The 25,057-nt window shown below is 46.9% G+C and carries 22 protein-coding genes; 18 read left to right on the top strand and 4 right to left on the bottom strand.

Features of this window, described 5'->3' with window-relative positions; all coding sequences use genetic code 11:
* Positions 1-29 precede the first annotated feature (29 nt).
* The 8 genes from ACFSUF_RS02935 (at position 30) to ACFSUF_RS02900 (ending at position 10,110) form a co-directional block, all read left to right on the top strand.
* A complete protein-coding gene (locus tag ACFSUF_RS02935; RefSeq protein ID WP_377599925.1) occupies positions 30-1,763 on the top strand; it encodes a methyl-accepting chemotaxis protein in 1,734 nt (577 codons plus the stop codon).
* A 23-nt stretch (positions 1,764-1,786) separates the two neighbouring features.
* A complete protein-coding gene (locus ACFSUF_RS02930; RefSeq protein WP_377599923.1) occupies positions 1,787-2,596 on the top strand; it encodes a CheR family methyltransferase in 810 nt (269 codons plus the stop codon).
* Between the two features lie 95 nt (positions 2,597-2,691).
* On the top strand, positions 2,692-3,831 hold the full coding sequence (gene cheB / locus ACFSUF_RS02925; protein ID WP_377599921.1) for a chemotaxis-specific protein-glutamate methyltransferase CheB: 1,140 nt from the start codon (positions 2,692-2,694) through the stop codon (positions 3,829-3,831).
* Positions 3,832-5,218: 1,387 nt separating this feature from the next.
* The gene (locus ACFSUF_RS02920; RefSeq protein WP_377599919.1) at positions 5,219-5,617 is read left to right on the top strand and encodes a hypothetical protein; all 399 of its coding nucleotides are present in this window, start codon (positions 5,219-5,221) and stop codon (positions 5,615-5,617) included.
* 57 nt (positions 5,618-5,674) lie between these two features.
* The gene (locus ACFSUF_RS02915) at positions 5,675-6,688 is read left to right on the top strand and encodes a phosphotransferase enzyme family protein (RefSeq protein ID WP_377599917.1); all 1,014 of its coding nucleotides are present in this window, start codon (positions 5,675-5,677) and stop codon (positions 6,686-6,688) included.
* Positions 6,689-7,092: 404 nt separating this feature from the next.
* Positions 7,093-7,620 carry a hypothetical protein gene (locus ACFSUF_RS02910; protein ID WP_377599915.1) on the top strand — a complete coding sequence of 176 codons (528 nt, stop codon included), beginning with the start codon at positions 7,093-7,095 and terminating at the stop codon, positions 7,618-7,620.
* A gap of 382 nt (positions 7,621-8,002) precedes the next feature.
* The gene (locus ACFSUF_RS02905) at positions 8,003-9,214 is read left to right on the top strand and encodes a winged helix-turn-helix domain-containing protein (RefSeq protein WP_377599913.1); all 1,212 of its coding nucleotides are present in this window, start codon (positions 8,003-8,005) and stop codon (positions 9,212-9,214) included.
* Between the two features lie 335 nt (positions 9,215-9,549).
* On the top strand, positions 9,550-10,110 hold the full coding sequence (locus ACFSUF_RS02900; protein WP_377599912.1) for an SF0329 family protein: 561 nt from the start codon (positions 9,550-9,552) through the stop codon (positions 10,108-10,110).
* Between the two features lie 13 nt (positions 10,111-10,123).
* Here ACFSUF_RS02900 and ACFSUF_RS02895 read toward each other — a convergent pair whose 3' ends face one another.
* On the bottom strand, positions 10,124-10,504 hold the full coding sequence (locus ACFSUF_RS02895; protein WP_377600236.1) for an endo-1,4-beta-xylanase: 381 nt from the start codon (positions 10,502-10,504) through the stop codon (positions 10,124-10,126).
* 232 nt (positions 10,505-10,736) lie between these two features.
* Here ACFSUF_RS02895 and ACFSUF_RS02890 point away from each other — a divergent pair, with 232 nt between their 5' ends.
* From ACFSUF_RS02890 to ACFSUF_RS02850, 9 genes are all read left to right on the top strand, one after another.
* A complete protein-coding gene (locus ACFSUF_RS02890) occupies positions 10,737-11,903 on the top strand; it encodes an epoxide hydrolase family protein (RefSeq protein WP_377599910.1) in 1,167 nt (388 codons plus the stop codon).
* Between the two features lie 38 nt (positions 11,904-11,941).
* Entirely contained in the window at positions 11,942-13,126 is a 1,185-nt protein-coding gene (locus ACFSUF_RS02885) for a winged helix DNA-binding domain-containing protein (protein WP_377599908.1), read from the top strand.
* 149 nt (positions 13,127-13,275) lie between these two features.
* Positions 13,276-13,722 (top strand): NUDIX domain-containing protein, encoded by a 447-nt coding sequence (locus ACFSUF_RS02880; RefSeq protein ID WP_377599906.1) that lies wholly within the window; start codon positions 13,276-13,278, stop codon positions 13,720-13,722.
* 243 nt (positions 13,723-13,965) lie between these two features.
* Positions 13,966-14,487, top strand: coding sequence for a GNAT family N-acetyltransferase (locus ACFSUF_RS02875; RefSeq protein WP_377599903.1), 522 nt, complete (start codon positions 13,966-13,968; stop codon positions 14,485-14,487).
* Between the two features lie 156 nt (positions 14,488-14,643).
* On the top strand, positions 14,644-15,459 hold the full coding sequence (locus ACFSUF_RS02870) for a VanW family protein (protein ID WP_377599901.1): 816 nt from the start codon (positions 14,644-14,646) through the stop codon (positions 15,457-15,459).
* Between the two features lie 192 nt (positions 15,460-15,651).
* Positions 15,652-16,527: an AraC family transcriptional regulator gene (locus tag ACFSUF_RS02865; protein ID WP_377599899.1), complete on the top strand. Its 876-nt coding sequence runs from the start codon at positions 15,652-15,654 to the stop codon at positions 16,525-16,527.
* Positions 16,528-16,635: 108 nt separating this feature from the next.
* Entirely contained in the window at positions 16,636-18,957 is a 2,322-nt protein-coding gene (locus tag ACFSUF_RS02860) for a glycoside hydrolase family 2 protein (RefSeq protein ID WP_377599897.1), read from the top strand.
* A gap of 335 nt (positions 18,958-19,292) precedes the next feature.
* A complete protein-coding gene (locus ACFSUF_RS02855) occupies positions 19,293-19,898 on the top strand; it encodes a DUF2087 domain-containing protein (RefSeq protein ID WP_377599895.1) in 606 nt (201 codons plus the stop codon).
* A gap of 73 nt (positions 19,899-19,971) precedes the next feature.
* Positions 19,972-20,547 carry a DUF4256 domain-containing protein gene (locus ACFSUF_RS02850; RefSeq protein WP_377599893.1) on the top strand — a complete coding sequence of 192 codons (576 nt, stop codon included), beginning with the start codon at positions 19,972-19,974 and terminating at the stop codon, positions 20,545-20,547.
* 228 nt (positions 20,548-20,775) lie between these two features.
* Here ACFSUF_RS02850 and ACFSUF_RS02845 read toward each other — a convergent pair whose 3' ends face one another.
* The 3 genes from ACFSUF_RS02845 to ACFSUF_RS02835 all read right to left on the bottom strand — a co-directional run bounded on the left by ACFSUF_RS02845 (position 20,776) and on the right by ACFSUF_RS02835 (position 23,969).
* Positions 20,776-22,185 (bottom strand): ABC transporter substrate-binding protein, encoded by a 1,410-nt coding sequence (locus tag ACFSUF_RS02845; protein ID WP_377599891.1) that lies wholly within the window; start codon positions 22,183-22,185, stop codon positions 20,776-20,778.
* A 63-nt stretch (positions 22,186-22,248) separates the two neighbouring features.
* Positions 22,249-23,079 carry a carbohydrate ABC transporter permease gene (locus tag ACFSUF_RS02840; RefSeq protein WP_377599889.1) on the bottom strand — a complete coding sequence of 277 codons (831 nt, stop codon included), beginning with the start codon at positions 23,077-23,079 and terminating at the stop codon, positions 22,249-22,251.
* A complete protein-coding gene (locus tag ACFSUF_RS02835; RefSeq protein ID WP_377600234.1) occupies positions 23,076-23,969 on the bottom strand; it encodes a carbohydrate ABC transporter permease in 894 nt (297 codons plus the stop codon). Before ACFSUF_RS02835 ends, ACFSUF_RS02840 begins: the two co-directional genes overlap by 4 nt.
* A gap of 296 nt (positions 23,970-24,265) precedes the next feature.
* Between ACFSUF_RS02835 and ACFSUF_RS02830 the strand changes: the two genes are divergently transcribed.
* Positions 24,266-25,057 carry a pirin family protein gene (locus ACFSUF_RS02830; RefSeq protein ID WP_377599886.1) on the top strand — a complete coding sequence of 264 codons (792 nt, stop codon included), beginning with the start codon at positions 24,266-24,268 and terminating at the stop codon, positions 25,055-25,057.

Raw genomic sequence — 25,057 nt, 5'->3', positions numbered from 1 at the left:
CGTAATTAAACAAAAAGGTGGCTAAACATATGAGAGGCTTCTCTAACTGGAAAATCGGAACCAAATTATTATCCGCGTTCGTTTTGATCGCTCTGATAGCAGGATTAATCGGGGGGGTAGGGCTAGTGAATTTAACCAAAATCAATCATCGTGCGAACGAGTTATATAACTTTAATACGCTGCAAATTGCGGAGCTGGGTTCCTGGCTTGAGAGGTACAACAGCAGCAGGGTGGCTATAAGGGACATTCTTCTTTCCACCGACCCGGCCTATCAGGAAAAAAGGCGCGCCCGCTTGCAAGAGCTGAATGAAGAAATGAGCAGTTTGGCTGAAAAGTTCAGTTTGCATATCACCGGCAATGAGGTCCGGGAGGAATTTAACCAAATGATGGCCGCCGAAGCGGCTTATGCTAAGGAAGCGGGCATCATTACGGAGCTCGTGTTCTCCGGCAAGAAGAAAGAAGCTCAAGAACATGTATACGGCATAGGATTAGAACTGGCTACGGTAGTTAACGATTCTTCCGGGAAGCTTATGGATTTGATCATAAAACAGGCTCAAGAGAAAAATGATGCTAATAACGTGCTGGCGAAACAGTCGATTATGATCGTGCTATGCATGATGTTAGCAGGGGTTGGTGCTGCAGTCGGACTCGGCTTTTATTTAACGCGTATCATCAGCAGTCCAATAAGTACATTGGTGGAAGCTACGAAGCGCATGTCCGAAGGGGACATGGACGTACAGATTGAAGTTCGTTCCCGGGATGAAGTCGGCGTTCTGGCACAATCGTTCACTGTCATGGCATCCAGTATGAATGATGTATTGCAAAGTATCCATAATGCCGCCGAAGAGGTTGCTTCAGGGTCGCGCCAAGTATCCGAAGCAAGCCAGTCGTTGTCCCAGGGTTCAACGGAACAGGCTTCTTCTATTCAACAGCTGACGGCTTCAATGGAGGAGATTGCTGCACAAACGAAGCAGAATGCGTTGAGCGCTGAGGAAGCGAATCAACTGGCTCAAACGGCGAGCCTGGATGCCCAGCAGGGGAACGGCCGGATGAAAGAGATGTTAAGCGCAATGGAGCAGATTAATGAGGCTTCCGGCAATATTTCCAAGATCATTAAAGTTATTGACGAAATTGCATTCCAGACCAATATTCTTGCGCTTAACGCAGCGGTAGAGGCCGCGCGCGCGGGCCAGCACGGCAAAGGCTTCGCGGTGGTAGCAGAGGAAGTCCGCAATTTGGCAGCACGCAGTGCCAATGCGGCGAAAGAAACAACGATGCTGATCGAAGGGTCAATCAAACGCGTCGAAGCGGGTACCAAAATCGCCAATGAGACGGCTGTAGCCTTGGACAATATTGTTAATGGTGTCGGGCGGGCTGCAGGACTGGTCGGAACGATCGCTGGTGCCTCCAACGAACAGGCGCTCGGGATCACACAGGTGAATCTCGGCATTTCCCAGGTATCGGATGTGATTCAGGCCAATTCAGCGACGTCCGAGCAGTGCGCTGCAGCCAGCGAGGAGCTATCCGGACAATCCGAGCAGCTGAAAATAATGCTGACACGATTCAAGTTAAAGCATAGACAAGGCGGGGCTGCTGCATTTCGCAGCCCGGAAGCTTTCATCGGCGGGAATCGGCCTCTGCCGGGAAGTTATTCCTATGCGATGGAAGGACACCGCGAGGCGGCAGCAGGCTCGGCTGTGAAGGCTGGCGGTAGAAGGCTGAGTATTGATTTAGGTGAGAATGATTTCGGCAAATATGAATAATTCGGTATGAGGAGCGTGCGGAGATGCTTTCGATAACGGAACGGGAGTATGTAGTGTTAGCCGATTATATCCGTAAGCATCTCGGTATCGACCTGGGCGCTAGCAAGAAGCTTCTTGTGCAGAGCCGGCTCCAGCAGACGCTGGAGAAATTAAGGATAAGTACTTTTGAGCAGTATTATCGCTTTCTTCTTCAAGATTCCACAGGCGCTGCACGGAAGGAATTGGCCGCAAGATTAACTACGAATCATACGTATTTCATGAGGGAGACCGATCATTTCGAATTTCTGCAGAGGCAGGTGCTGCCCGAGATGGAAGAGAGGGTAACGGACCGCGACCTGCGAATTTGGAGTGCCGGATGTTCTTCCGGACAAGAGCCGTATACGCTTGCCATGCTGCTTTCAGATTATTTCGGGCAGGGATATGACCTGTGGGACACGAAAATCCTTGCTACCGATTTGTCCCCGAAAGTGCTGGAACAGGCTAAGCAAGGAATCTACAAAAGTGAGGATGTGAGCCAGCTTCCGGGGAACTGGATCCGCAAATATATGCAGCCAGAGGCTGGAGGCGGATACCGTATAAAGCAGAAGCTGAGGCAGGAGGTCTTGTTCAGACCTTTGAATCTGATACATCCGTTTCCGTTCCGCCGGCATTTTCACGTGATCTTTTGCCGGAATGTGATGATTTACTTCAATGCGCAGCTGCGGGAAGATCTGCTAAGACGATTTTATGACCGGCTAGCACCCGGAGGCTATCTGTTTATCGGACATTCAGAATCACTTCAGGGTATGGATACCCCATTCAAATATGTAAGACCGGCTGTTTACCGCAAGTAACCGATAAAACAAGTCGTCTATCGAACAACTTCGGATGTTGGACCTAAGGGTTCCTAATAAAAATATTCCATGTTGGAGCATAGGAGGAAAAGTCGGTGAAGTCCTGCAGGGTATTGGTTGTAGATGACTCTCTAGTATACCGTACTGCGGTCGCAAGGGCGCTGGAGGGAATGCCTTCCGTGGAAAAGGTGTACTTGGCCTCCGATCCTTTTGAAGCAAGGGATCAGATCGAACAATGGGAGCCGGATGTAATGGTATTGGATGTCGAGATGCCTAAGATGAACGGTATCGTATTTCTACAAAAACTGCTGCCCCAATATCCCATTCCTGTCATTGTGATGAGTACTGCACCTGACTATGTGTTTGAGGCGCTCGAGTGCGGAGCGGTGGACTTTATTGCGAAACCGTCCATCGGTAACGGGCAAAATATGTCGTCATTTTTACGGGAGCTTTCGTTGAAGATCCCGTCTGCTTTCTCCGCAGGAGTAGGACGCACCAGTGTTGCCTCCCGGAACAATGGGGGAAACGACGGGGGCGACAGCAGGAAATCCGGCTTGGGGGAGAAGGGGATTTACGCTGATGGTGCGCCTGTGCTGAGAGCTTCCGCGGCGGCAGGGAAAGCGGAATCGGCAGGATCCGCTTCATCCTCAAATTATAAAGTTATCGCCATAGGCGCTTCTACGGGAGGGACCGAGGCTGTCTTGGCCTTGTTAAAGGATATCCCGGCACAGGGCAGTCCTGGCATCGTCATTGTGATTCATATGCCTCCGGGTTTTACGAAATCCTACGCAGAGAGATTGAACAACAAGACCGGCCTTACGGTCAAAGAGGCGGTCAGCGGGGATGTTGTCAAGCCTGGTCAAGTTCTGGTTAGTCCAGGCGGCAAGCATATGATGCTGTCGAGGCAGGGGAACGATCTTGTTGTCGATTGCAGGGTGGGACGTAAAGTCAGCGGTCATTGCCCTTCCGTTGATGTGCTGTTCGATAGCGTGGCGCGAAGCGCAGGGAACTCAGGAATCGGGGTGTTACTCACGGGAATGGGAAATGACGGAGCACTGGGGCTGCTTCACATGCGTAATGCCGGAGCCCGCACCTTAGGTCAGGACGAGGCGTCCAGTGTCGTCTATGGGATGCCTCGCGTTGCTTTGGAAATCGGTGCGGTAGAGAGGCAGGCAGGTATTATGCGTATGGGCGCTGTCATTCGAACCCTTGTGCGGGGGGATATCAAAAGCTAAGGGCCAATGGAACCTGCGCGTCATAGTTATCAATTTCTGTGAGGGAAATTGAGTCGATGTCCGTATCGGGCGGCGGCAAGGAAAGAGTAGTTGAGCTGAAGGAAGGCAGGTTGTGCTTACCTGACGATTTTAATAGAACGGCCATGGACTAAATCCATGGTCATTTTTTTATGCTGTAATCATACCTAGATCGAAAATGAAGAATTTGAAAAGAGCTTATTGAATAAGTAGCATGATGGTTATCTTATTTCAATTTTTACCAGTATAGCGACGGAGAGCAGAAGAAGTCTTCTCATTATATTGCCTCAGCAAGGTTTGCAAATGACAGAGAATGTATTTTTTCCAATCCCAGACCAAATACGTAGATCATATGTAGATATGGTTACAAAAGTGCCTAATTTTACAAAAGTATTTTATGATAAAGATAAACCTATTATAGAACCTCAAATTTATAAACGAGAAAGAAAATAAGGACAATAATATGGCAAATTCATTCACTAACAAAAAGAAAATCCGTGGTTGGAAGCGTAGAATTAAGCAGATTGAACAGTGGAAACAACGTCATTATCTTTTGAACATTGAACAATTATTTCGCAATAATAGAGACTATGTAAAGTTATGGATTGACCCATTTTACAGGTTAACTAGACGTAATCCTCCGATATGGTATTCTCGATTAATACTTGAGGCTATGATAGAAGTTTATCAATCTTGGTCTCAACAGTTGGTAAGTCTAAATGAACCCTTCTATCTTAAAATTTGGCTCTATAATCCGAACTTTATTAATTCACAAATTGTTGTCGCTTTTCGTGATTGCTTACATTATTACGATAATACATTCGATAAAAGTAACGATAATAAGGCATTCCAGGTGAGCAAGGTACCGATATTGTTTTTTGTGTGAGGCATTCCTTCCTCAGAGAACATTTGAATTTGACTAATAAAAATTATTTGATAGATGCAACGGATTATCCATTCAGGTTCCCAATATCATCATTCAGACAAGAGGACCTCTTTACGGTAACGTATACCTCAATAAATTACCTTAAACCACATAATAATATCCCGTACGAATCCATTATTATGGGGACACAGAAGTTGAGGATTCAATAGAACTTGCTGAACATCTCAACAACATTGCAGACAATGTTATTAAGTTCGGCCCACTTATCATGAATATTTTAACCCCGAAGAAATCATTTGATTGTATATCACGAATAATAAAAATGCATGGATAGAGAAAATTTGGTTAGAAGATTACAGTAAAAGATTAGACTAACGGAGAACGTTTGCACAATAACACACTTGAAGTTAATTCCAGATTAAGAGTATAAGTAAATCATTCTTAGGAGGAGATCTTATTAAGTCCTATGATAAAGCGGTTTCCGTGCTTGTTATGGTGTTATCTTTGATTCCTATTGGTATTGGATTATTATTTGCTAAATTTATGGGGTGGGGTGGAATTGATTTTTCCTATGCCGTGTTCCATGAATCAGAAAGTTATATCCCCATATTAATTGGTCTCACTATCTTCATAATTGGCTTGGTAGGGTTATGTACACCAAAGATTCATAACTTAATTAAAATAAATTTTGACAAGTATAAAGAAAAAAAGGAAAGAATTAATTATATAATTAACTCAATGCCTGATCATGTGTACAACCTTGACTCTTGGGGTGAAAACAGTGCAATAGTCAATCCAAATACCCCCACAAAATGCGGGTTTAGTGGAACGATTTTGTCAGAGATCATTCAGCTTGACCGTATAAAGGATCGGCTATGTTAAATCATATTGTTGTTTCACGATCAAAATAATACCGCCCCAGTAAGAGGAGGCAATTTATTGGATGAGTTCCAACTTCTCAAATCAGCTTTAAAGCCATATCATTTAAACCCAAGCACTCTCATGATCGAAAAAAAGCTTCAATCTAATTCATGGCATGGAGATTTACATTTTAAAGTTTGTGTAGATAACAAATCTTATTCAGCGAGATTTATTGGAAATAAGCGTTACGAGACAGATGTCTTTATATCAGTATCTGATGCAGTTTTGGCCGAACAGATAAGATTTTGCAATTTCCTTTTTGATGCGGGTATTCCCTTTATGAAGCATGTGCCTACTGTTAACGGCGAATTGTTTACAACGATTATGTTCGGTAATGAAGAGTGGAGATTCGTGCTTTTTGAGTGGATTCAAGGTAATCACCTGACTTATGGTACAGAATCTATTGCTCGAAATTTTGGTGCTTTTGCTAGAAGATTGCACGATGTATCGTCCAGATTCCAATCAAATGTATTTCCGCAAGTGCCACATAGTAAAGGTCATCAGACATTTTATACAATGCTGTGTGCTCATGCTGCCTCATCTACATTTTCGCCCTCCACAACACACTTCCTACAAAGTTACCTCAGCGAAATAGAGCTTCATATAGACCGTGTAAAGACGGGATCACATGAATTTATCGTTCAATCTGACTTAAACCCACTCAATATCCTTTGGAATCAAAAAGAGGAGATCACCGGTGTTGTAGATTTCGAATCCATCACGTATACGGATAGAGTGGAGGGACTGGCATGGCTGGTAAAATGGTACTCCAGAACTCAAGGGGTTGCCTCTCATGAGATGTCGCCGGTTCTAGCTAAAACTGTATGGGATGGATATCGTGCAGATGAATTGCTTAGTCCAAGAGAGTATGAAAGACTTCGTTCCCTGTTATGGTTAACGGGTTGTTTGAATTGGAATTTTACTTCCAAGACGATTGAACTTATTAAGAATAATGAAGATGCGCTTTTAAATGAACATATAACGAAGTATGTCCGGCGAGGAAAAATATTGTCTTCACTGCTATGTTTGTAGAAAATGATGTTGTAGGGATCACATACGGGGAAAAAAGTTGTAGACTGCGGTGGGCGTTAAGCTAACCGGTAGATTTGTTTAATTGAACTTTGTGTTACTGTCAATTATTCAAGCCCGTATTTAAAAATGCTGTATGGCTGACCGATACAATAAGGAAAGAAGTTACTACAATGGATGCGGGGGAATAGTTTTGGAGCAAAACCTTGATATTTCGTTCAGAGTAAAACTTTATGAAAAAGATTTGATTATATTTAGTTTTTCTAATTTTAATAGTCGTTTGATTTTCTCTACCCTTACAGTCTGGATGGTTTTATTAGGCTGTTTTGTAGTTGTCAGAGGTGTTGACGGGCAGCATTACAATATGTGGTATCAATTATATCTAGAGATAAAGTATGGAGGGTTAAATGGGGACGGATATTCATTGTTTTGTAGAACGAAAAATGTATCGGAGCAGCATTTATGAAACAGACCGTTCAGGCAAATGGATATCGATTGATAAGTGGACAAAGAGTGAATGGGCAATTCTTTATCCAGAACGTGACGAAGCTCCAGCGTGGGTTGTTGAGTCAAACGATATGGTCTTCAAGGATCGAAATTACGACCTATTTGCAATCTTAGCCAATATACGAAATTCTGAGAACATGCCGTATATTAGTGAACCACGTGGGTTACCTGAAGATGTAAGTGAAGAAATTCGGCTTCAGATCAAGTATGGTGAATACCATAGTACAACGTGGTTTACCGCTAATGAGCTGCTTGAGTTTAACTGGAATCAAACATTTGAGTACGAAGACGAGACCATGGACGGCGAAAAACTTATAGATTCAGTAAACTATATGGAATGTGGCAGTGCATTTTTGGATGTTGTTGGGCGCTTGGTGGGAAGAGAAGAACCGTCCGATCTAAGAATTATCATCACGTTCGATTGCTAAGAAATCATTCCGCTAACGAGGAAACGATGAAGTAACTGGCAGGATTGCGTGGTAAAAGTCATGAATATAATGGGTATCAATTAAGGGTGGGCGATACCAAGATGTTTAAATTTTTAACTTATTCAAAATTATAACAAAAGGGTTGTGAAACAACCGAGCGTGTTAGAAGGTATTTTGGGGATAAATTGGTGATAAATTGTGTCCCCAAATACCGCAAAGAACGGCCATGGACTGCTGCCCATGGTCTTCTATAATTTTATGGTTTTGAGTTTTCAATAGCTCTTGTTTATATTTAGTAAACAATGGTAAAATTAGAATAGGAACATGCGTTCTAGTTACTCATTCTGCTCAGAAGCTAAATCGGGCTGGAGGCGATGCATACATGATCCAACTGACGAACCGCCAGGCACGGCAATTTTTGTTATTGAAGCACGGGCTGTTAGGCGATTATCGATTTACCGGAAAGCAGGGCGTATTGGATTTTGTGCGGCAAGCAGGCTGTATTCAATTCGATCCCATTGATGTTTGCGGAAAAAACGCCGAACTGGTGCTGCAGTCGCGTGTCAAAGGATTTACAAAGAGCATGCTTAATGAGTTGTTGTATAAAGATAGGCTACTGATGGATTATCCCGACAAGAACCTGGCTATTATTCCTGTGGAAGACTGGCCTTATTTTGAGCGATATAGACAAGCTGCCCGACTCCATGCCAAACGCTATCCCGAGATGGAGGCGTTGACAGAGCAAGTGCGTACACTCATCCAAAGTCAGGGAACACTTAGTTCGGATGATTTTACATTGGATGGAAATTTCGATTGGCACTCAGCCATTCACTGGAGCGGTGGGAACAACACAGCTCGTTCGGTTCTGGAGCAGATGTACTCTACAGGTGAGTTAATCATTCATCACAAAAAAGGAACACGTAAATATTATGATTTCTCCGAGAAGTACATACATCCAGATTTGATAAATGCTCCTGAGCCGCTCGAGAGCGATTTGGAGCATCACAAATGGCGGGTATTGCGCAGGATAGGCGCTATTGGGCTTTTATGGAATCGTGGATCTGATGCCTTGCTAAACATATGGGGATTGAAAGCGGAGCAGCGAAACGAGGTTTTTCGACAGTTGTTGCATCAGGCTAGCATTGTTGCTGTTGCCGTGGAGCAAATGAAGGATGTCCTATACTGCCGGGTGGAAGATTTGCCGCTTATTGAAACCGTCCTGCAAAATCCGGAGCCGGCATTGCGCTGTGAGCTGATAGCCCCACTGGATAACTTGATATGGGACAGAAAGCTGATTAACCAATTGTTTGGTTTTGATTACACTTGGGAGATTTACACGCCTGCAGCGAAACGGAAATTCGGCTATTATGTGTTGCCTATTTTATACGGAGAGAGCCTCGTCGGTCGAGCTGAGGTAATCGTGGAGCGAAAAACCAGCACGCTCAGTGTTAAAAACATCTGGTACGAGAGCGACATAAAGCCAACAAAGCAATTGCGGTTAGCCTTGAACAAATCTCTTAAGAAGTTTGCATTATTCAACGGGTGCGAGACGATATTGGCTGAGTCAGCAGTAAGTGCTGGGCTTACCGTCTAAAAAAGGCCATGGTTGATATCCATGGCCGTTTTATTCTGTGTAAGTAACGATCGCTCTGATTTCAGCGTTTCGGCATTTTACTCTCATCCATATACAGCAGGTTTCAGCGGTGGCCGTCCAGATCGGCGAATCCTGCGCCGTACATCCAGCCGTCCGTTTCGCGCGGCCTGGCAACGAGACAAAGCGCGGCGCGGACACTTCTACCAAAAACATCCGCAATTAGCGAATATGACTGTGAGCGGCTCCATTATTATTTATGCATTTCTTTTTAGTCACCGTTTCTTCATAATAGAAGGACTGCCTCTACAGCTTATTATAGAACACAGGAGGATCACATGGCTTGGAGCAAAATAAAGCAACAACTGGAAAGTTTTCTATGTCCGGCGTTAATTGGAAGGGTTGAATACAGCGCGACCGGATATCGTTATTTACCCGATAAGCCAGGGATTTGCTATATTATGGTTGATAAAAAGAAGGTACTCAATATTAATGATATAACGACCCCAATTAAATGGTATCAGTCGGACTTGGAAATTAAGAACGACCCGGCTATCCAACTTCCTATAAACAATGAGGAAATTGAATTGATTAGGGAAGATACCAAAGGGCTCGTGCCGGAGGATCGTCTAAAAGTCATTGCACGAAGCCGAAAAATATCAGAGCATGCCAAGGAGCTTTTGTCAGCACAATCATCTTTATGTAAATCCAATTTTATCGTTGCAGCTAATACGTTTTTATCCAGTCCTATAGATGAAAGCATAGAAAGTAATGACATCGTACTCAATATTCTAGCTTTGGTGGACAGACGAGTGGGCAAAAAGCGAATCTTAAACATGTCCGAGAAAATGAAGCTAAAGCATCCCATTGTGCAGTATTTTTATGAACTGAGGCTTTGAACAGTGTGAGTTCTTACCCTGGGCATGTCATAGAGTAGAGGGGCTGGCGGGCAAGGAAGCCCGAATGTCCTTGGAGGCCGATGCCGTGAATGGGCACGCCTTTTTGTTGAAGCGATAGGATGAGGTCATGGATGCTTTGTCGTTTTTGTTTATTTTCTGTGTCATAGCCATTATAGAACAGCAAGGCATCAGGATCCGCTTCATGGGCCCATTGAAACGCTTTAGCAATATACTCCTCACCGAGAATATCCAGCCAAGGCGTCTCCCGCAAGCCGGATCCGTTCTCCGAGACAGCCTCATTGACCACATCCCATGCATAAATTTTCCCCTTGTAGCGGCCTACCAATGTTTTGATATGCGTCTCCAGCCGTTCAAGCAGAACTTTCTTGCTTATCGCATGGACACGGCTCCCTTATGGTTCGTTACCAACATTATAAAGAAGCCGTCTTCTTTTATCGCCGTTTTAAATTACAAGGTTCCAGAACCGATCGGAAAATGAGACACGTTATAGGAGTTGAAAATTTTTTTGAACCCACGCACCCTGACATAATGTTGTCAGGGTGCGTGGCTTACTATGGACATATAAGCAAAAACTAAAACAAACCCATTTCAAGGAGGATGTTCACATGACCAATGCAAGAGCTGTTATTTCCCAGGAAAGCACAGACATTCAGCCGTTCCGTATCTCCGTACCGCAAGAAGATCTTGAGGAACTTCGGTATCGTTTATCCCGGACCCGTTGGCCGGAAACGTTAGGTGGAGCTGGCTGGAAATATGGAGTTTCGCTGGATTATGTGAAAGAATTAGCAGTCTATTGGGAGAAGGAATACGATTGGCGTCCATTCGAAGATCGCCTGAATGAGTACCCTCAATTCACTACGAATATCGATGGAGCCAACATTCATTTTTTACATGTTCGTTCGCCTGAACCGAATGCATTTCCACTGCTGCTTACCCATGCATGGCCTAGCTCGATTGTCGAGTTTATGGAACTCATCGGTCCGCTCACCGATCCGCGCAAACACGGAGGCGATCCGGCTCAGGCGTTTCACCTTGTCATTCCTTCCGTACCTGGATTCGGGTTCTCGGGACCAGTTCTTGACGCGGGATGGGATATTGCCCGAATTGCAAAAGCGTGGGATGTCTTAATGAAGCGCCTCGGCTACACGGAATACGGATCGCACGGTAGTGATTGCGGCGCACTGGTGTCCAGAGAACTCGGCATTCAAAAGCCGGAGGGCCTTCGCGGCATTCATGTGCTGCAGCTGTTTTCGTTCCCTTCCGGAGATCCGGCGGAGATGGCTGACTTAAAGGAAGAAGATCAGCAAAAGCTTCAGTTCCTTGCCAATTTCCAGGAACGGGCGGGCTTTCATGCCATTCAATCCACACGCCCACAAACCCTCTCCTATGGGCTGGCAGACTCGCCGTCAGGTCAGCTTGCTTGGATTGCCGAGATGTTCTGCGGTTTTGGCGACCATGTGGATTTTATCGACCGGGATGCTTTCCTGACTAACGTTACCTTGTACTGGTTGACCAATACGGCGGAATCCTCGTCTCGTTTGTATTATGAGAATGCGCACAATCACGGGCAGGAGACGCAGGGACCCAATACGACTCCAACGGGAGTGGCTGTTTTCGGAGATGATTTTAAATTGATAAAACGCTTTGCTGAACGTGACAACAGGAACATTGTGCAATGGTCGGAATTCGAGCGTGGAACTCACTTTGCTGCGATGGATGCCCCGGATCTTCTAATCCCTGACATCCATTCTTTCTTCCTGAGATTCCGGTAACACTATAATAAAAATCCTTGCAAGAAGGGAGCCATCACATGAGTGAAGTGAAAAAAACGCAAGCTCAAGCGGCAGCAAAAGGCAAAGCACCTGGCGAATTACCTGGTAAAGTAGCATCTGGCAAAGCAACCGATAAACTACTCACTAACCGCGAGCTGAATCGCGCGCTGCTGGCAAGGCAAATGTTGCTTACCCGTGTGAAGCTCCCTGTCTTGGAGGCCATCGAGAAGTTATTTGGGATGCAGGCGCAGTCCCAGAATGCCCCATATTATGGTTTGTGGTCACGAGTAGAAGGTTTCCGGCATGAAGAACTATCCGGACTTTTGAAGGACAAACAAGTTGTCCGCATGGCACTTATGCGTTCGACCCTACACCTGGTCTCTTCCCCAGATGCCTTGCAGCTGCGTCCTCTACTGCAGCCAGTGATGGACCGCGGCCTGAAGGGGGCCTTCGGCAAGCAGCTTATAGGAATAGACCAAGAAGCACTTGCTGCAGCTGGAAGGGAGTTCGTCGAAAAGAAGCCCATGACGTTCCAAGAAATGGGGATGCGTTTATGCGAACATTCACCGGGGCTCACCCCGGAGGCTGCAGCAGCAGTGGTTCGGAACAGGGTACCGTTAGTGCAGATCCCGCCGCGGGGCATATGGGGAGAAAGCGGCCAGGCTGTGCATACTTCAATTGAAGCATGGCTTGGCCAGTCTTTATCCTTATCGCCCGAGCCGGAATGGCTCATTCGGCGTTATTTGGAAGCATTCGGACCCGCTACAGTCAAAGATATTCAGGTTTGGTCAGGACTTACACGGATGAGTGAAGTAATAAAATCTCTTCGTCCGGAACTGGTCACGTTCCAAAACGAACAAGGCGAGGAGCTATTCGATCTGCCGGATGCTCCCCGGCCTGATGCGGATACACCATCTGAACCGAGATTTCTTGGCGAGTTCGACAATATGCTGTTATCTTATGCGGACCGCAGCCGAGTTATGGATGAGGCGTGCCGTAAACGTGTTTTTACAGTGAATGGAATCATCCGTGCAACCTTTTTAGTCGACGGTTATGTCAGCGGAACCTGGAAGTTGACGAGTGGGCGTCATGGCACTGAACTGCATATAGAACCTTTTTGCAAACTTACTGAGCAAGAACGGGATGCCCTGTCTGAGGAGGGGACTCGTATGCTGCAATTCGCCGTTTCGAAAGAGGCTGCTTCTATTATTATTTTTCACTAGCTCGTTAGGTTATAGAAGGCATGGGTATTCAAATGTAGAATAAGGGTGTGGATGAATTTTCCTATTGAAAAGTTCTCGGTTTCTCTATCGTGACATGGGAGCCATTAGAAGAAATAGGTGTTATTAAGCACCATGATTAGGGGGACCACATGCTAACTCCTTTAAACGGGAAATTTCCAACTGATAAAAGAATAGCTGGTATACACAGCATACCGATTACAGAAGATGGCTCCATAGTAATGGTATGGGATAAGAATGAAAAGGCGCTCACAACAGTCGGTGGGAGAATTGAAGTTAATGAGGATATTGATACTGCGTTAAATCGTGAAACAATGGAAGAAGCGGGCCTTATACTGGAGTCCAAAAGAGTACCGATTGCTGCTTGGTATTGGGAGAGTACGGATACATACACTGTTTTTGTTATGGCCAGAGTAAAGAGTTATGGAATCATGCCAGAAGGGTTTGAAACAACTGGAAGAGTGACAATGAATTTTGAAACTGCGCGGCAAATCATTTCTAAACTGGAAGGTGAGGGGCTGCGACTTAACCTCTTAAACATTGCTGAACCGGTATATGAGCAGCAATTCAACAGTTAATTCGTTATGCTGAGAGAGGCTAGTTGGCCCTCTTGTTGAGATAACCATGATTTCACATCGTTGTTTTTCAAAAAATTTAAGTGCAGCCAGCATTACCTTCTCGGTCAATGGATTTATTCCAGTGTTACCTCCGTAATGAAGGGGAACATTCTTATTGAAAATGACGCGATGAATAACAAGTTCTGCGTGAAAAAAGCATAGAATTTAATGCGCATCGAAGTATCCCGAATAGGGGGAATCCTTATGAAAAAGGTATTTTTGGCACGACCGAGTATAGACTATCAAGATGAGTATCTTGATTTTTACGAGGAATGGAAGTCTAGTGGAGAATCTTTTGTACCATGGGTAGTAAGCAAGGACCCATCTGATTTTGAAGGTATGATTCGATTCCTGTACGAGAATGAAATTGGGGAGCATATTCCTGGAAGTTGGGTTCCAAGTTCTACATATTGGTTAGTTTCTGATGATATGAGAGTGATAGGAGCAGTAAATATTAGACATGGCTTAACTGAACAGTTATTTAATAGTGGCGGTCATATTGGCTATGGGATTCGATCTTCCGAGAGACAAAAAGGTTATGCTACAAAATTACTTGCTATGGCACTGGAAAAAACAAAAGAACTTGGCATCAAGAAAGTACTTATTGTATGTGATGAAAGCAATATAGCTTCTGAGAAAACGATACTAAATAACGGCGGCATCCCGGACACAAGCTTTACAGAGGAAGATGGTAATGTTGTGAAGAGATATTGGATTGAAACCTAATTGCCGATCGAATAAGGGGTCTTCCTATTAAAACAATATTCGAAGCCTATACAGCTGGATTTAATCGTACAACCGATAAGCCTATGAATGTCGAAACTTAACTTGTAGGCATTACTCTCTAATCCTCATCAATTTACCCAATTGGAGGTCAGCCCCATGAAACCTATCAAACGGTCTAAAGCCCGACTGTTCTTGGGCACTGCCTATTACAGGATGAAGCGTTATGCTGAGTGGTATTTTGGCGGGGTGAAATTTGCGAAGCAGAAGCAGCCGGCGCAGATGCAAAATAGGGTGTTTCGTCATCAGACCCCGTTGCTGAGGCAGTTGAAGGATGTAGAGATGTGGCTGCAGCACAATAAGGTGAAGAATCTGAGGATCGCGGCGGAAAAGCTGAACGGCATTGTTATCCAACCGGGGGAGACGTTGTCGTACTGGAAGTTAATCGGAAACCCTACCAGAAGAAAAGGTTACGTGGATGGCATGGTCCTATTCTATGGCAGCTTTAAGCCAGGTGTAGGCGGAGGGTTGTGTCAGTTGTCCAATTTGATCTACTGGATTACATTGCATACCCCGCTGGAGGTGACGGAGCGGCACCGGCATAGCTATGATGTGTTTCCTGACGCGAAGCGGACGCAGCCGTTTGGCAGCGGGGCCACATGCGCATACAACTACCTTGATTTGAGGATTTACAATCCGACGGATCATCCTTACCAGCTTTGGATCGAGATGGACTTCGAACACTTGATAGGCGAATGGCGCAGTACAGCGCGGCCTGTTCACACTTACGAAATTTATGAAAAGGACCATCGAATGAGCCAGGAATCCTGGGGCGGCTATACGCGGCACAATACGATCTATCGGAGAACAATGAATCTGGACGGAGACCTGGTAGCGGATGAGTTCATAACTGAAAATCATGCCTTAATGATGTATCAGCCGTTCTTGGAATCGGGGGAGCGGCAGGTGAAATAACAGACACATGGTGCTTACTGCAGTAACCATTACAACTTCTTCGTTTCCCCATCTTATCCTCTGTTTTTACGTAATCTCTCTAACAGCAAAGTTATGGTCTAACTAACAGTAGAGGACAGGGAAACCCTGCTTTACGAACCCAAATACGCTATAGTAAAGCTAATTATTGTCTTAGAAGCGGGGGCGGAACTTATGAAACGGCAGCGCTTTCTGAATCGTTTCTCAAAAGAAGAATTCATGAAGGAATCCGATACGTTCGCGGTTTCGGAATATGTAGTGGATAGAGACTGGCCGCTGCATTGGCACGACTTCTTTGAGATGGAATTTATTGTGTCCGGTGAAGGGCGCCAACTGTTGAACGGTGAGGAACTCGCGCTTACCCCTGGTACACTTTATCTGCTTACTCCCGCAGACATTCATGAAGTATATGGCAATTCAGAACATCCTCTCAGTCTGGTTAACATCAAATTCTCACGCGAATGGCTTGGAACTGAATTGCTGGAATGGGTGTATGAAAGCAAGGGGAATCTTTACTCCACTAGACAGGATAGCGATGCCGAGGCGCTCTACCGCGAATGCCAACTAATTCTGCGGGAGACCGCTTGCCCTGATCCTGATCGGGGAAGCATTCCAATCGTTCAAGGTGCCCTGCACCGGATTATAGTGAGCTTGTTGCGCGCCATCAGGAAGAAGGGGCAGGACGTCCGTTCCGGCTCGGATGTACTTCGCAGCCAAGCGGATATGAAACGTGCTCTTCTGTATATCGATCATCATTATCGCGATCCGATCACCCTCAAAGGGGCTGCCGACGCTGCCGGACTCTCTGCAAATTATTTCAGCGAGAAGTTTCGCCAGACGTTTGGCCAATCCTTTCAAGCCTACTTGCTGCAGCTGCGTCTTGAGTTCGCCCACCGTCTTGTAAAAGACTCGTCGCTGCCCATTACTGAAATTGCGCTGGCTTCCGGATTTAACACGTTATCTTATTTTATACGTATGTTTAAAAACATGTACGGAGCCGCTCCTGCTCAATACCGGCAGCAGTCAATCAGCTTTAAATACAGAGCATGATCTGAAGATAATGCTACTTTTCCGAATACAGAAGAAGACCGGAATACGACCAGCCTCTTACAATTATGTTGATCCCCGTATCGAACATACCTGTAGGAGGCTGGAATTTTGATTACGTACACAATGAATTCAACATGGCAACTCTATTATCTCCCCCAGACGGAGAGCACCCTTACTCATCCGGTACAATTGGGCTCATCGGGGCTAACCGGCATTCCAGCTGTTGTACCGGGCAATGTTGAGTTGGACATGATGAGAGAAGGGATACTGCCCGACTTGTTCATTGGCTCCAACATAAAGTTGCTGCGAGAATACGAGTCATATGAATGGTGGTATGAGACCCATTTTGAGGCACCGGAGGATCGCAGCGGGCAAGTCGAGTTGGTGTTCCACGGAGTAGACTGCTTAGCAACATATTGGCTGAACGGTGAAAACATCGGCACATCGGATAATATGCTGATTGCCCATCAATTCGATGTTACCGATACGATTCGCCGCGAGAATCATCTTGTCATTCGTCTGCAATCGCCATTGCTTGAGGCCATGAAGAAACGGTATGAGCCTTCTATGCACGCCCAGCATACCAATTGGGAGCATCTGTGGGTGCGAAAAGCGGGGCACAGTTACGGGTGGGATATCATGCCTCGCGCCTTGTCGGCCGGCATTTGGCGTCCGGTGGAGCTCGTGCTTCATGAACCGAACGAGTTTACTGCGATCGCAATCTCCACGATTGATGTCAGCCCGGACTTGGACAGAGCCCAGCTGAATCTATTTTACCAGTTCCGAACAGATCCTGTACGGTTCTTTGACGGTCTTGAAATCAGGGTAACAGGGCGCTGTCAAGAATTCTCCTTCCATGCAAGTAAACCGGCGGTGTTTGGCGCAGGAAGCATGATGATCGAAGTGGAGGACCCTAAGCTCTGGTGGCCGAGAGGCTATGGAGAGGCGGATTTGTATGAAGTAACCGTCGAACTCGTACACCAAGGCAAGATCGTGACCGTGTCAAAAGAGTATATTGGAATTAGGCTTGCGGAGCTGATTCGGACGGAAACCACGACCCTGCTTGAGGGCGGGGAATTTCTTTTCAAAATGAATCATACGCCCATACTATGCAAAGGATCGAACTGGGTACCGCTTGACGTGTTTCACGGCAGGGACAGTGAACGGCTCGATCAAGCGTTAACCTTATTCGTGGAGGCGGACTGTAACATCGTCCGGTGCTGGGGAGGCAATGTATACGAAGATCACGCCTTCTATGAGAAATGCGACCGGCTCGGTTTGATGGTATGGCAGGACTTTGCACTGGCATGCGCCCATCACCCGCAATCGACAGAATTTACGGAACAGATTCGTGCCGAAGCCAGATCTATTGTCCGGGCGCTGCGCAATCACCCTTCTCTGGTGCTCTGGTGCGGGGACAATGAGTGCGATGAGTTTTATATGTATCGGAAGCTGGATCCGTCCTATAACAAGCTGACCCGAGAGGTCTTGCCGGAAGTCGTAAGAGATTGTGATCCATACCGGGCCTATCTGCCGAGCTCGCCGTTCATGGCGCCGACGGTGGCAGGCAAGTATGACTGGCAGCTCGCGCCTGAACGGCATCTTTGGGGACCGCGCGATTACTTCAAGAGCCAATATTACAAGGCGAGTACGTATCATTTTGTCAGTGAAATCGGCTACCACGGATGCCCGAATCTATCGTCGCTGCAGCGGTTCCTGGACACTGACCGCCTTTGGCCGTGGCAGGATAACGAGCAATGGATCGCGCATGCGACAGAGACCATCGGCAAGAATGGCCCGTACGCTTCGCGCATACAGTTGATGGCCGATCAGATTCGGGAAATGTTCGGCGAAGTGCCGGATAACCTCGAGTCGTTCATCGTAGCTTCTCAAATATCGCAAGCCGAAGCCAAAAAGTTTTTTATTGAAATGACCCGCATCAAGAAATGGCGCCGAACCGGCATTATCTGGTGGAATATGCTGGACGGATGGCCGCAGTTCTCAGATGCGGTTGTGGATTATTACTTTGGTAAAAAACTGGCCTACCACTACATCCGCCGTGTGCAGCAGCCGGTCTGCATCATGATTGACGAGCCTGACAACTGGCACGTTTCCGTCGTGGTTGGGAATGATTCACGACAAGCGGCGAAAGGCACCTATAGGGTCTGGGATGCAGACAGCGGCGACACGCTTCTGGAAGGGGCGTTCACCGTTTCTTTGAATGAGAACCGGACGCTTGGCAGCATCCGCATATCACACGCCGACCATCGGCTGTTCCTGATAGAATGGACGCTCGATGGGACCGGCCGAACGTTGGGCAATCACTATTTGCTGGGCTTCCCAGGGTTCTCGCTGGAGCGTTATTGCAAATGGCTGCCGAATATCGCGGGTTTAATTCATGATTTTGACGCGGCAGAGGTTGGACAGTAGTGAAGGGGGCGCCAGTCCATATGCGATTGAGATGGAGCTGTTTTCGTTATGACGATTGAGGGCAATATTGACATAGACGGGTCGCAATGTGCGGTAAGTAAAGGTCGGTAGTCCGAGGATGGGTACAAAATCGATATTATGGATCAAATTTCGTGTGCCAGCTTGGCTGGGTGAACAGGTGGGGGATCTGTGAAGAAGATGAAGAGAGAAGGACCACTCCCTCACTCTTCTTGGCAACAAAAAACTTTACATTTCATTCCTATCATAATAAAATCTAATTTAACAAATAATAAATTAGATATATATTAAATTAGATGAGGGGGTGAATGCACCCAATGCAATTAGATAAGGTGGTCAGCTATCATAAGGCGCTTGCGGACCCTACGAGAATAAGGATTTTAATTTTGCTTGCTGACGGAGAACGGAATGGCCAAGTACTGGCGGAAAAGCTAGGTGTTACACCCGCAACCATAACGCACCATGCTGCGAAACTGCGGGAAGCTAGTTTGATTAACGAGCGAAGAGATAAAAATACGATTTATTTTTCATTAAATCATTACTTCATCAAGAATAGCGCAGCAGCCACAGAACATCTGATTTACCAAAATGCTAATTCTAAAGGAGGTACGGACATTTTGCATGATGATCATAAGCGAATCAGGGACTCCGTTATTAAGAACTTCTTCACATCGGAAGGGAAACTGAAAACGATACCGGCTCAAACCAAGAAGAAACTGATTGTGTTGGAACATCTGGTGTCCCGGTTGGAGAAGGGGCGGAAGTATAGCGAGAAGGAAATGAATGATTTTATAAAGAATGTTCATGAAGATTTTGCAACGATCCGAAGGGAATTTATTATGCACCAGTTCATGTTCAGGGAAAGCGAAGTTTATGAATTAAATCCGCAGGAAATGTGGGCCAGGTGGGAGGATTTGTCTTAACTTCTTGTCGAAGTAAGTGGCGTTAGAGTTTGTATGCCAGCCGGAATGTACACATATATTGGGAGGAACTTTCATGACAAATGAAACCAGCATTAACAAGGAACTCGCAGCGGAACAACGTGAAGAATTACTTAAGACATTGAAAACCCGTTTTGAGAAAAACAGGGACCGCCACCAAGGGATCGAATGGGCTGAAGTACAAGCAAGACTAGATGCTGATGCAGAAAAGTTATGGTCGCTCCATGAAATGGAGAGAACCGGCGGCGAACCGGACGTAGTTGGTCATGACAGGGAGTCGGGCGAATATATGTTCATGGACTGTTCGGCGGAAAGTCCGAAAGGCCGCAGAAGCCTTTGCTACGACCGTGAAGCGTTGGAGTCGAGGAAGGAACATAAACCCCAAAGCAGTGCAGTGGATACGGCTGCTGCCATGGGGATTGAGCTGTTAACGGAAGAACAATACCGGGAACTGCAGCAACTTGGTAAATTCGATCTGAAAACATCAAGCTGGGTTCAAACACCCGCCAATATTAGAAAACTCGGAGGGGCTATCTTTTGTGATCGCCGCTACGAAACGGTCTTTATGTACCATAATGGGGCAGAATCCTACTATGCTGCAAGAGGGTTCCGCGGCTCGTTACGGGTTTAGAAATATCGCAATGAGTTTGCAGACCCATGAAATGGCCGTTGTATCATAAATCGGTACACACCGGCCTTCATCCAAAACAAAACCCTATGGAAAACATGAACTCAGTTCATAGTCAGCCATAGGGTTTTTTAGGTTCTATTCTAATATTAATGCAGCTCTACATCAGAAGCCTTAACAAAGGCGAAACGATGGTTAAAGTAAATGCGGAAAAACTCTTATGATGTTCCGCTATTGTACCGTCTTGTTATAAGTCTGAATTTTTTCCGTAATTGCTTTTGCCGCGTCGTCCAAAGCTTTCTGCGTATCCTTGGTGCCGGTAAATGCTTGTTCCATGGCATCCTCGACCGTTTGGCGGGCTTCCGGGAAGACGCCCATGACAGCGCCTTGGGTAGCAGGCGTCAGCTTTGTAGAGTGCAGCTGGTCGATAGCGGTTTGGAATTGCGGGTATTTGGCCAAATTGTCTTTTACATTCTGCTCGTCATAAGCTTTCTTATTGATCGGGAAATAACCGGAGTTGATGTGCCATACTGCTTGTGTTTTCGGCTCGGCCAGGTATTTGATGAATTCCCACGCGGCTTTTTGCTCTTCTTCTGGCTTATTGTTCAGGATCCATAAGCTGGCGCCGCCTACTACTACGCCGCCGTCCGTTAAACCGACAGGCTTAGGCAGGAAAGCTGTGCCTACTTCGAACTTGCCTTTGGCCCCGTCGACAATGCCGCGAAGGCTTCCTGTGGAATCCAGGGTCATGCCGATTTGTCCGGCGAGGAACGCTTTTTTGGTATCGTCGGTTTTGCGGCCCAGGTTTAGAGCGGTCTTGCTGTCCAGCATTTCTTTCAGCCAGTTTACTGTGTTTATGCCTGCGTCGGTGTTCAGCAGGGACTCGGTGGCAGGAGCCGTGCGGCCGTTTCCGTTGTTCACATATTCCTTGCCTTGATTCGCGAACAGCTGCTCCATGAACCAGCCGTAGATTGCGAAGGAGGCGCCGGTTTTGCCGTCTTTGGTCAGTGCTTTTGCCGCTTTGGCTACATCCTCGAATGTTTTCGGAGGCTGGTCCGGGTTCAGGCCCGCAGCTTTAAACATATCTTTGTTGAAGTAAAGAACAGGGTTGGAAGTGTTGAACGGCATGGAGTACAGCTGGTTATCGAATTTATAATAGCCCAAAATATTTTCTTCCAAACTGGAAATATCGTAGTTGTCCGCATCAATGAAGTTTTGGACCGGAGTTACCGCTTTGGAATCGATCATGAAACGGGAGCCGATTTCGTACACCTGAATCAGGGAGGGGCCGGAGTCGGCATCCATAGATGCTTTCATTTTGTTCAAGCTTTCATCGTAGGTTCCTTGGAACACTTCTTCCACTTGGATATCCGGATGCGATGCGTTGAATTCGTCTACCAACTGCTTGACAGCCGTGCCGAGTTCGCCGCCCATGGAGTGCCACCAGACGACTTTCACCGGCTTTTTGTCACCTGCTTCTGCAGAAGCGGTTGCTTCGGTGCTGTTTCCGGCTGTGCTGCTGTTATCCCCGTTCTTGCTGTTGTTTTCGCTGTTGGACGCACTGTTTCCGCAGGCTGCCAGGACGAATGTCAGCAGCATGGTTACTGCGAGCATGAGCATGTTAAATCGATTTGCTTTCATTGGTTTCTCTCCCTCACATCTCTTTTATATAGGAATGTCCTTTGGGGACAGGTTCCACGTTCCTTATCCTTTTACGGCCCCGGCTGTAAGGCCCCCCACAAGCTGTTTTAAGCCAAATACCAACAGGAGCAGGGATGGCAGCAGCACAAGAGCAACCCCCGCCAGCACCAGATTCCAGGATGTCACCTCTTCGAACTGCAGCATGCTGATGCCGATTTGGACGGTCCGCATTTTGTCACTGCTGGTGACCAAGAGCGGCCACAGGTACATATTCCATGCCTCCAGAAAAGCATAGACTGCCAAGGAAGCAAGCACCGGCCGGGAAAGCGGAAGTACGATAGCCGTAAAATGCCGGATATGCCCGCACCCGTCGATCTTGGTAGCCTCGAACAGCTCCCTCGGAAGCTGAAGGAAAAACTGCCTGAGCATGAAGATACCGAAGGCGGAAGCGAGAAACGGCACGGTCAGTCCCTGATAGGTGTCCAGCCAGCCCCACGCCTTAATCGTAAGGTAGTTGGGAATCATAGTGACCTCCCAAGGGATCATCATCGTAGACAAAAACAAAGCGAACCAGAACGACTTGCCTTGAAATCCGACGTACACGAACGCGTAAGCCGCCATACTGGCCGTAATGACTTGTCCGATCGTAACGATGGCCGATACGAGGAAGCTGTTCCCGATGAAATACGGGAGCGGGACGAGATCCAACACCGACTTGAACGTACCGAGATACAAATGGGATGGGAACAGGCGCGGGGGATACACCGACGATTCCTCCGGCGTCATAAATGACGACAGGAAAGTGTAGGCAAGCGGATAGATCACCAGCAGGGCAGCCGCAGTCAAAAGCAGATAATGCGCCGCCGGACGGATCATGCGGATCTTGCGGGTCATTGATAATGCACCTTCTTTTCGACAAAACGGAATTGAACCCAGGTTAACAGCAGAATCAGAACGAACAGCACTAAAGCGAGCGCGCTTCCGGTTCCGAACTGGAAGTTGACGAAAGCTTCTTTGTAGATGGAGTACACGAACACTTCGGTGGAGCCCGCCGGACCGCCTTTGGTCAAAATATGGATTTGCCCGAAGGACTGGAACGCATTCATGACGGAAACTACCGTAAGGAAAAACAGCGTCGGCGACAGAAGCGGCATCAGAATTTGAAAAAAGGTGCGGAGCGGGCTGGAGCCGTCGATGCGGGCGCTGTCGCGAATTTCCTCTCTGATGCCCTGAAGGCTGCTGAGCAGCAGGATGTAGTTGAAGCCGGAATTCATCCATGCCGTCATAAGGGAAATGGAAATCAACGCCCAGGCCGGATCGGTCAGCCATTGTACGGGAGCCAGCCCAAGCCGGGACAAGCCGTAGTTGAGCATCCCGGTTGTCGGATGATACAGCATCATCCAGATGACGGAAGACGTGCTGACGGACATCGCGACAGGGACAGAGAAAATAAACCGGAACACCCGCATCCCCTTCAGCTTCGTATGCGTCAGTGCCGCAAGCAGCAACCCGGCCGCAATGCCGGCGGGAACGGTCAGCAGCGTGAATTTCACGGTGACCAAGAGGCTGTTCCAGAAACCTTCCGACCGCAGCAAGGAACTATAATTTTCAAGGCCGGCAAAGGCAGCTACATGTCCCCTTAAGTCTGTTAAATGGAAGCTGAGGTAGACGGATTTCAACAGCGGATAGAAGAGAAACATACAGAACAGCAGCAGCGACGGCGCCAAAAAGAGATAGCCAATCGTATTTTCCTTCCAAGCCAGCCTCTGTTTCCTGCTGTCCAGGCGTACGCCGGCTTTGGCCGGCAGGCCAAGAGGAAGATCTTGCTCGGTTGTGCTCAAGGGTTCACCATTCCTTTATGAAAAACTTCTCTTTAAAAATAAAGGCAAAGTGTTAGCTCAATGTCAGAAAGGCAATAAGTAATAGTAAAGGTGGACCATCGCTTTACGAAACGCACATAAAAAGCTTTGTACATTTGACAACAATCTATCTAAGGTATATGATCTAATTACACTATAACTAGGATATATATTATTAGAGTATATTTTTAACAAATTATTATAGAAAGAAGGCGATTCCTATGACGATCAAAGTTTACTCCCCAAACCAGCAAGTTCTGGAAGCCTATGACCGAGGGAAAATTGATGTGCAGAAGCCGATTGGCTTCCCTCACCAGGATTCTGTTGTCCGGCGCGTTGGGCCCCTGTTTTACTGGTCCTGGGCCTATACGAAAACAGAGGGAGGGATCGGTCTGCACCCTCATCAGGGCTTTGAGATTATGACTTATGTCATTAACGGGCAGCTTACGCATGGAGATACGCTTGGCACGAAAAGCACGGTCGGTACCGGCGGTGTTCAAGTGATGCAGACCGGTTCCGGCGTCTCCCATGAAGAGAGTGTGAAAGGTCCCGATGCCGAAATGTTTCAAATCTGGCTTGAGCCGCATCTAAGCCAAGCGTTGAAGCGAGTGCCCACCTATGCGGAATATCAGAATGAGCATTTCCCGGTATCGTCTCCGGCACAAGGTGTTCATGTGAAAACGCTTATCGGGGAAGGGGCTCCAATCCATTTGGTGACCGATGCGAAAATGTGGGATATGACTGTGGAACCGGGCCGGGCACACGAACAAGTCGTTCCCGCAGGTTTTTCCTGGGCTGCGCTGGCGATCAGAGGCAATGGTTCCTGGATGGATGTAAGCGCCGGTTCCGAAAGCAGTTCGGTCCCGTTTGTTCACAGGGACTTTAACGTCATCGATGCTGGAGGAACGGATAAGCGGATCAAGCTTCGCAACGACGCGGACGCCCCACTGAGAGTGTTTATGATCGAAGTGCCTACGACTGTGGATTATCCGCTATATAATAAGGGGCGATAA

Source organism: Paenibacillus gansuensis, from assembly GCF_042684925.1.
In the GTDB taxonomy this organism is placed as follows: Bacteria; Bacillota; Bacilli; order Paenibacillales; family DY6; genus Paenibacillus_N; species Paenibacillus_N gansuensis.
This window is presented reverse-complemented; position numbering and strand designations above follow the sequence as displayed.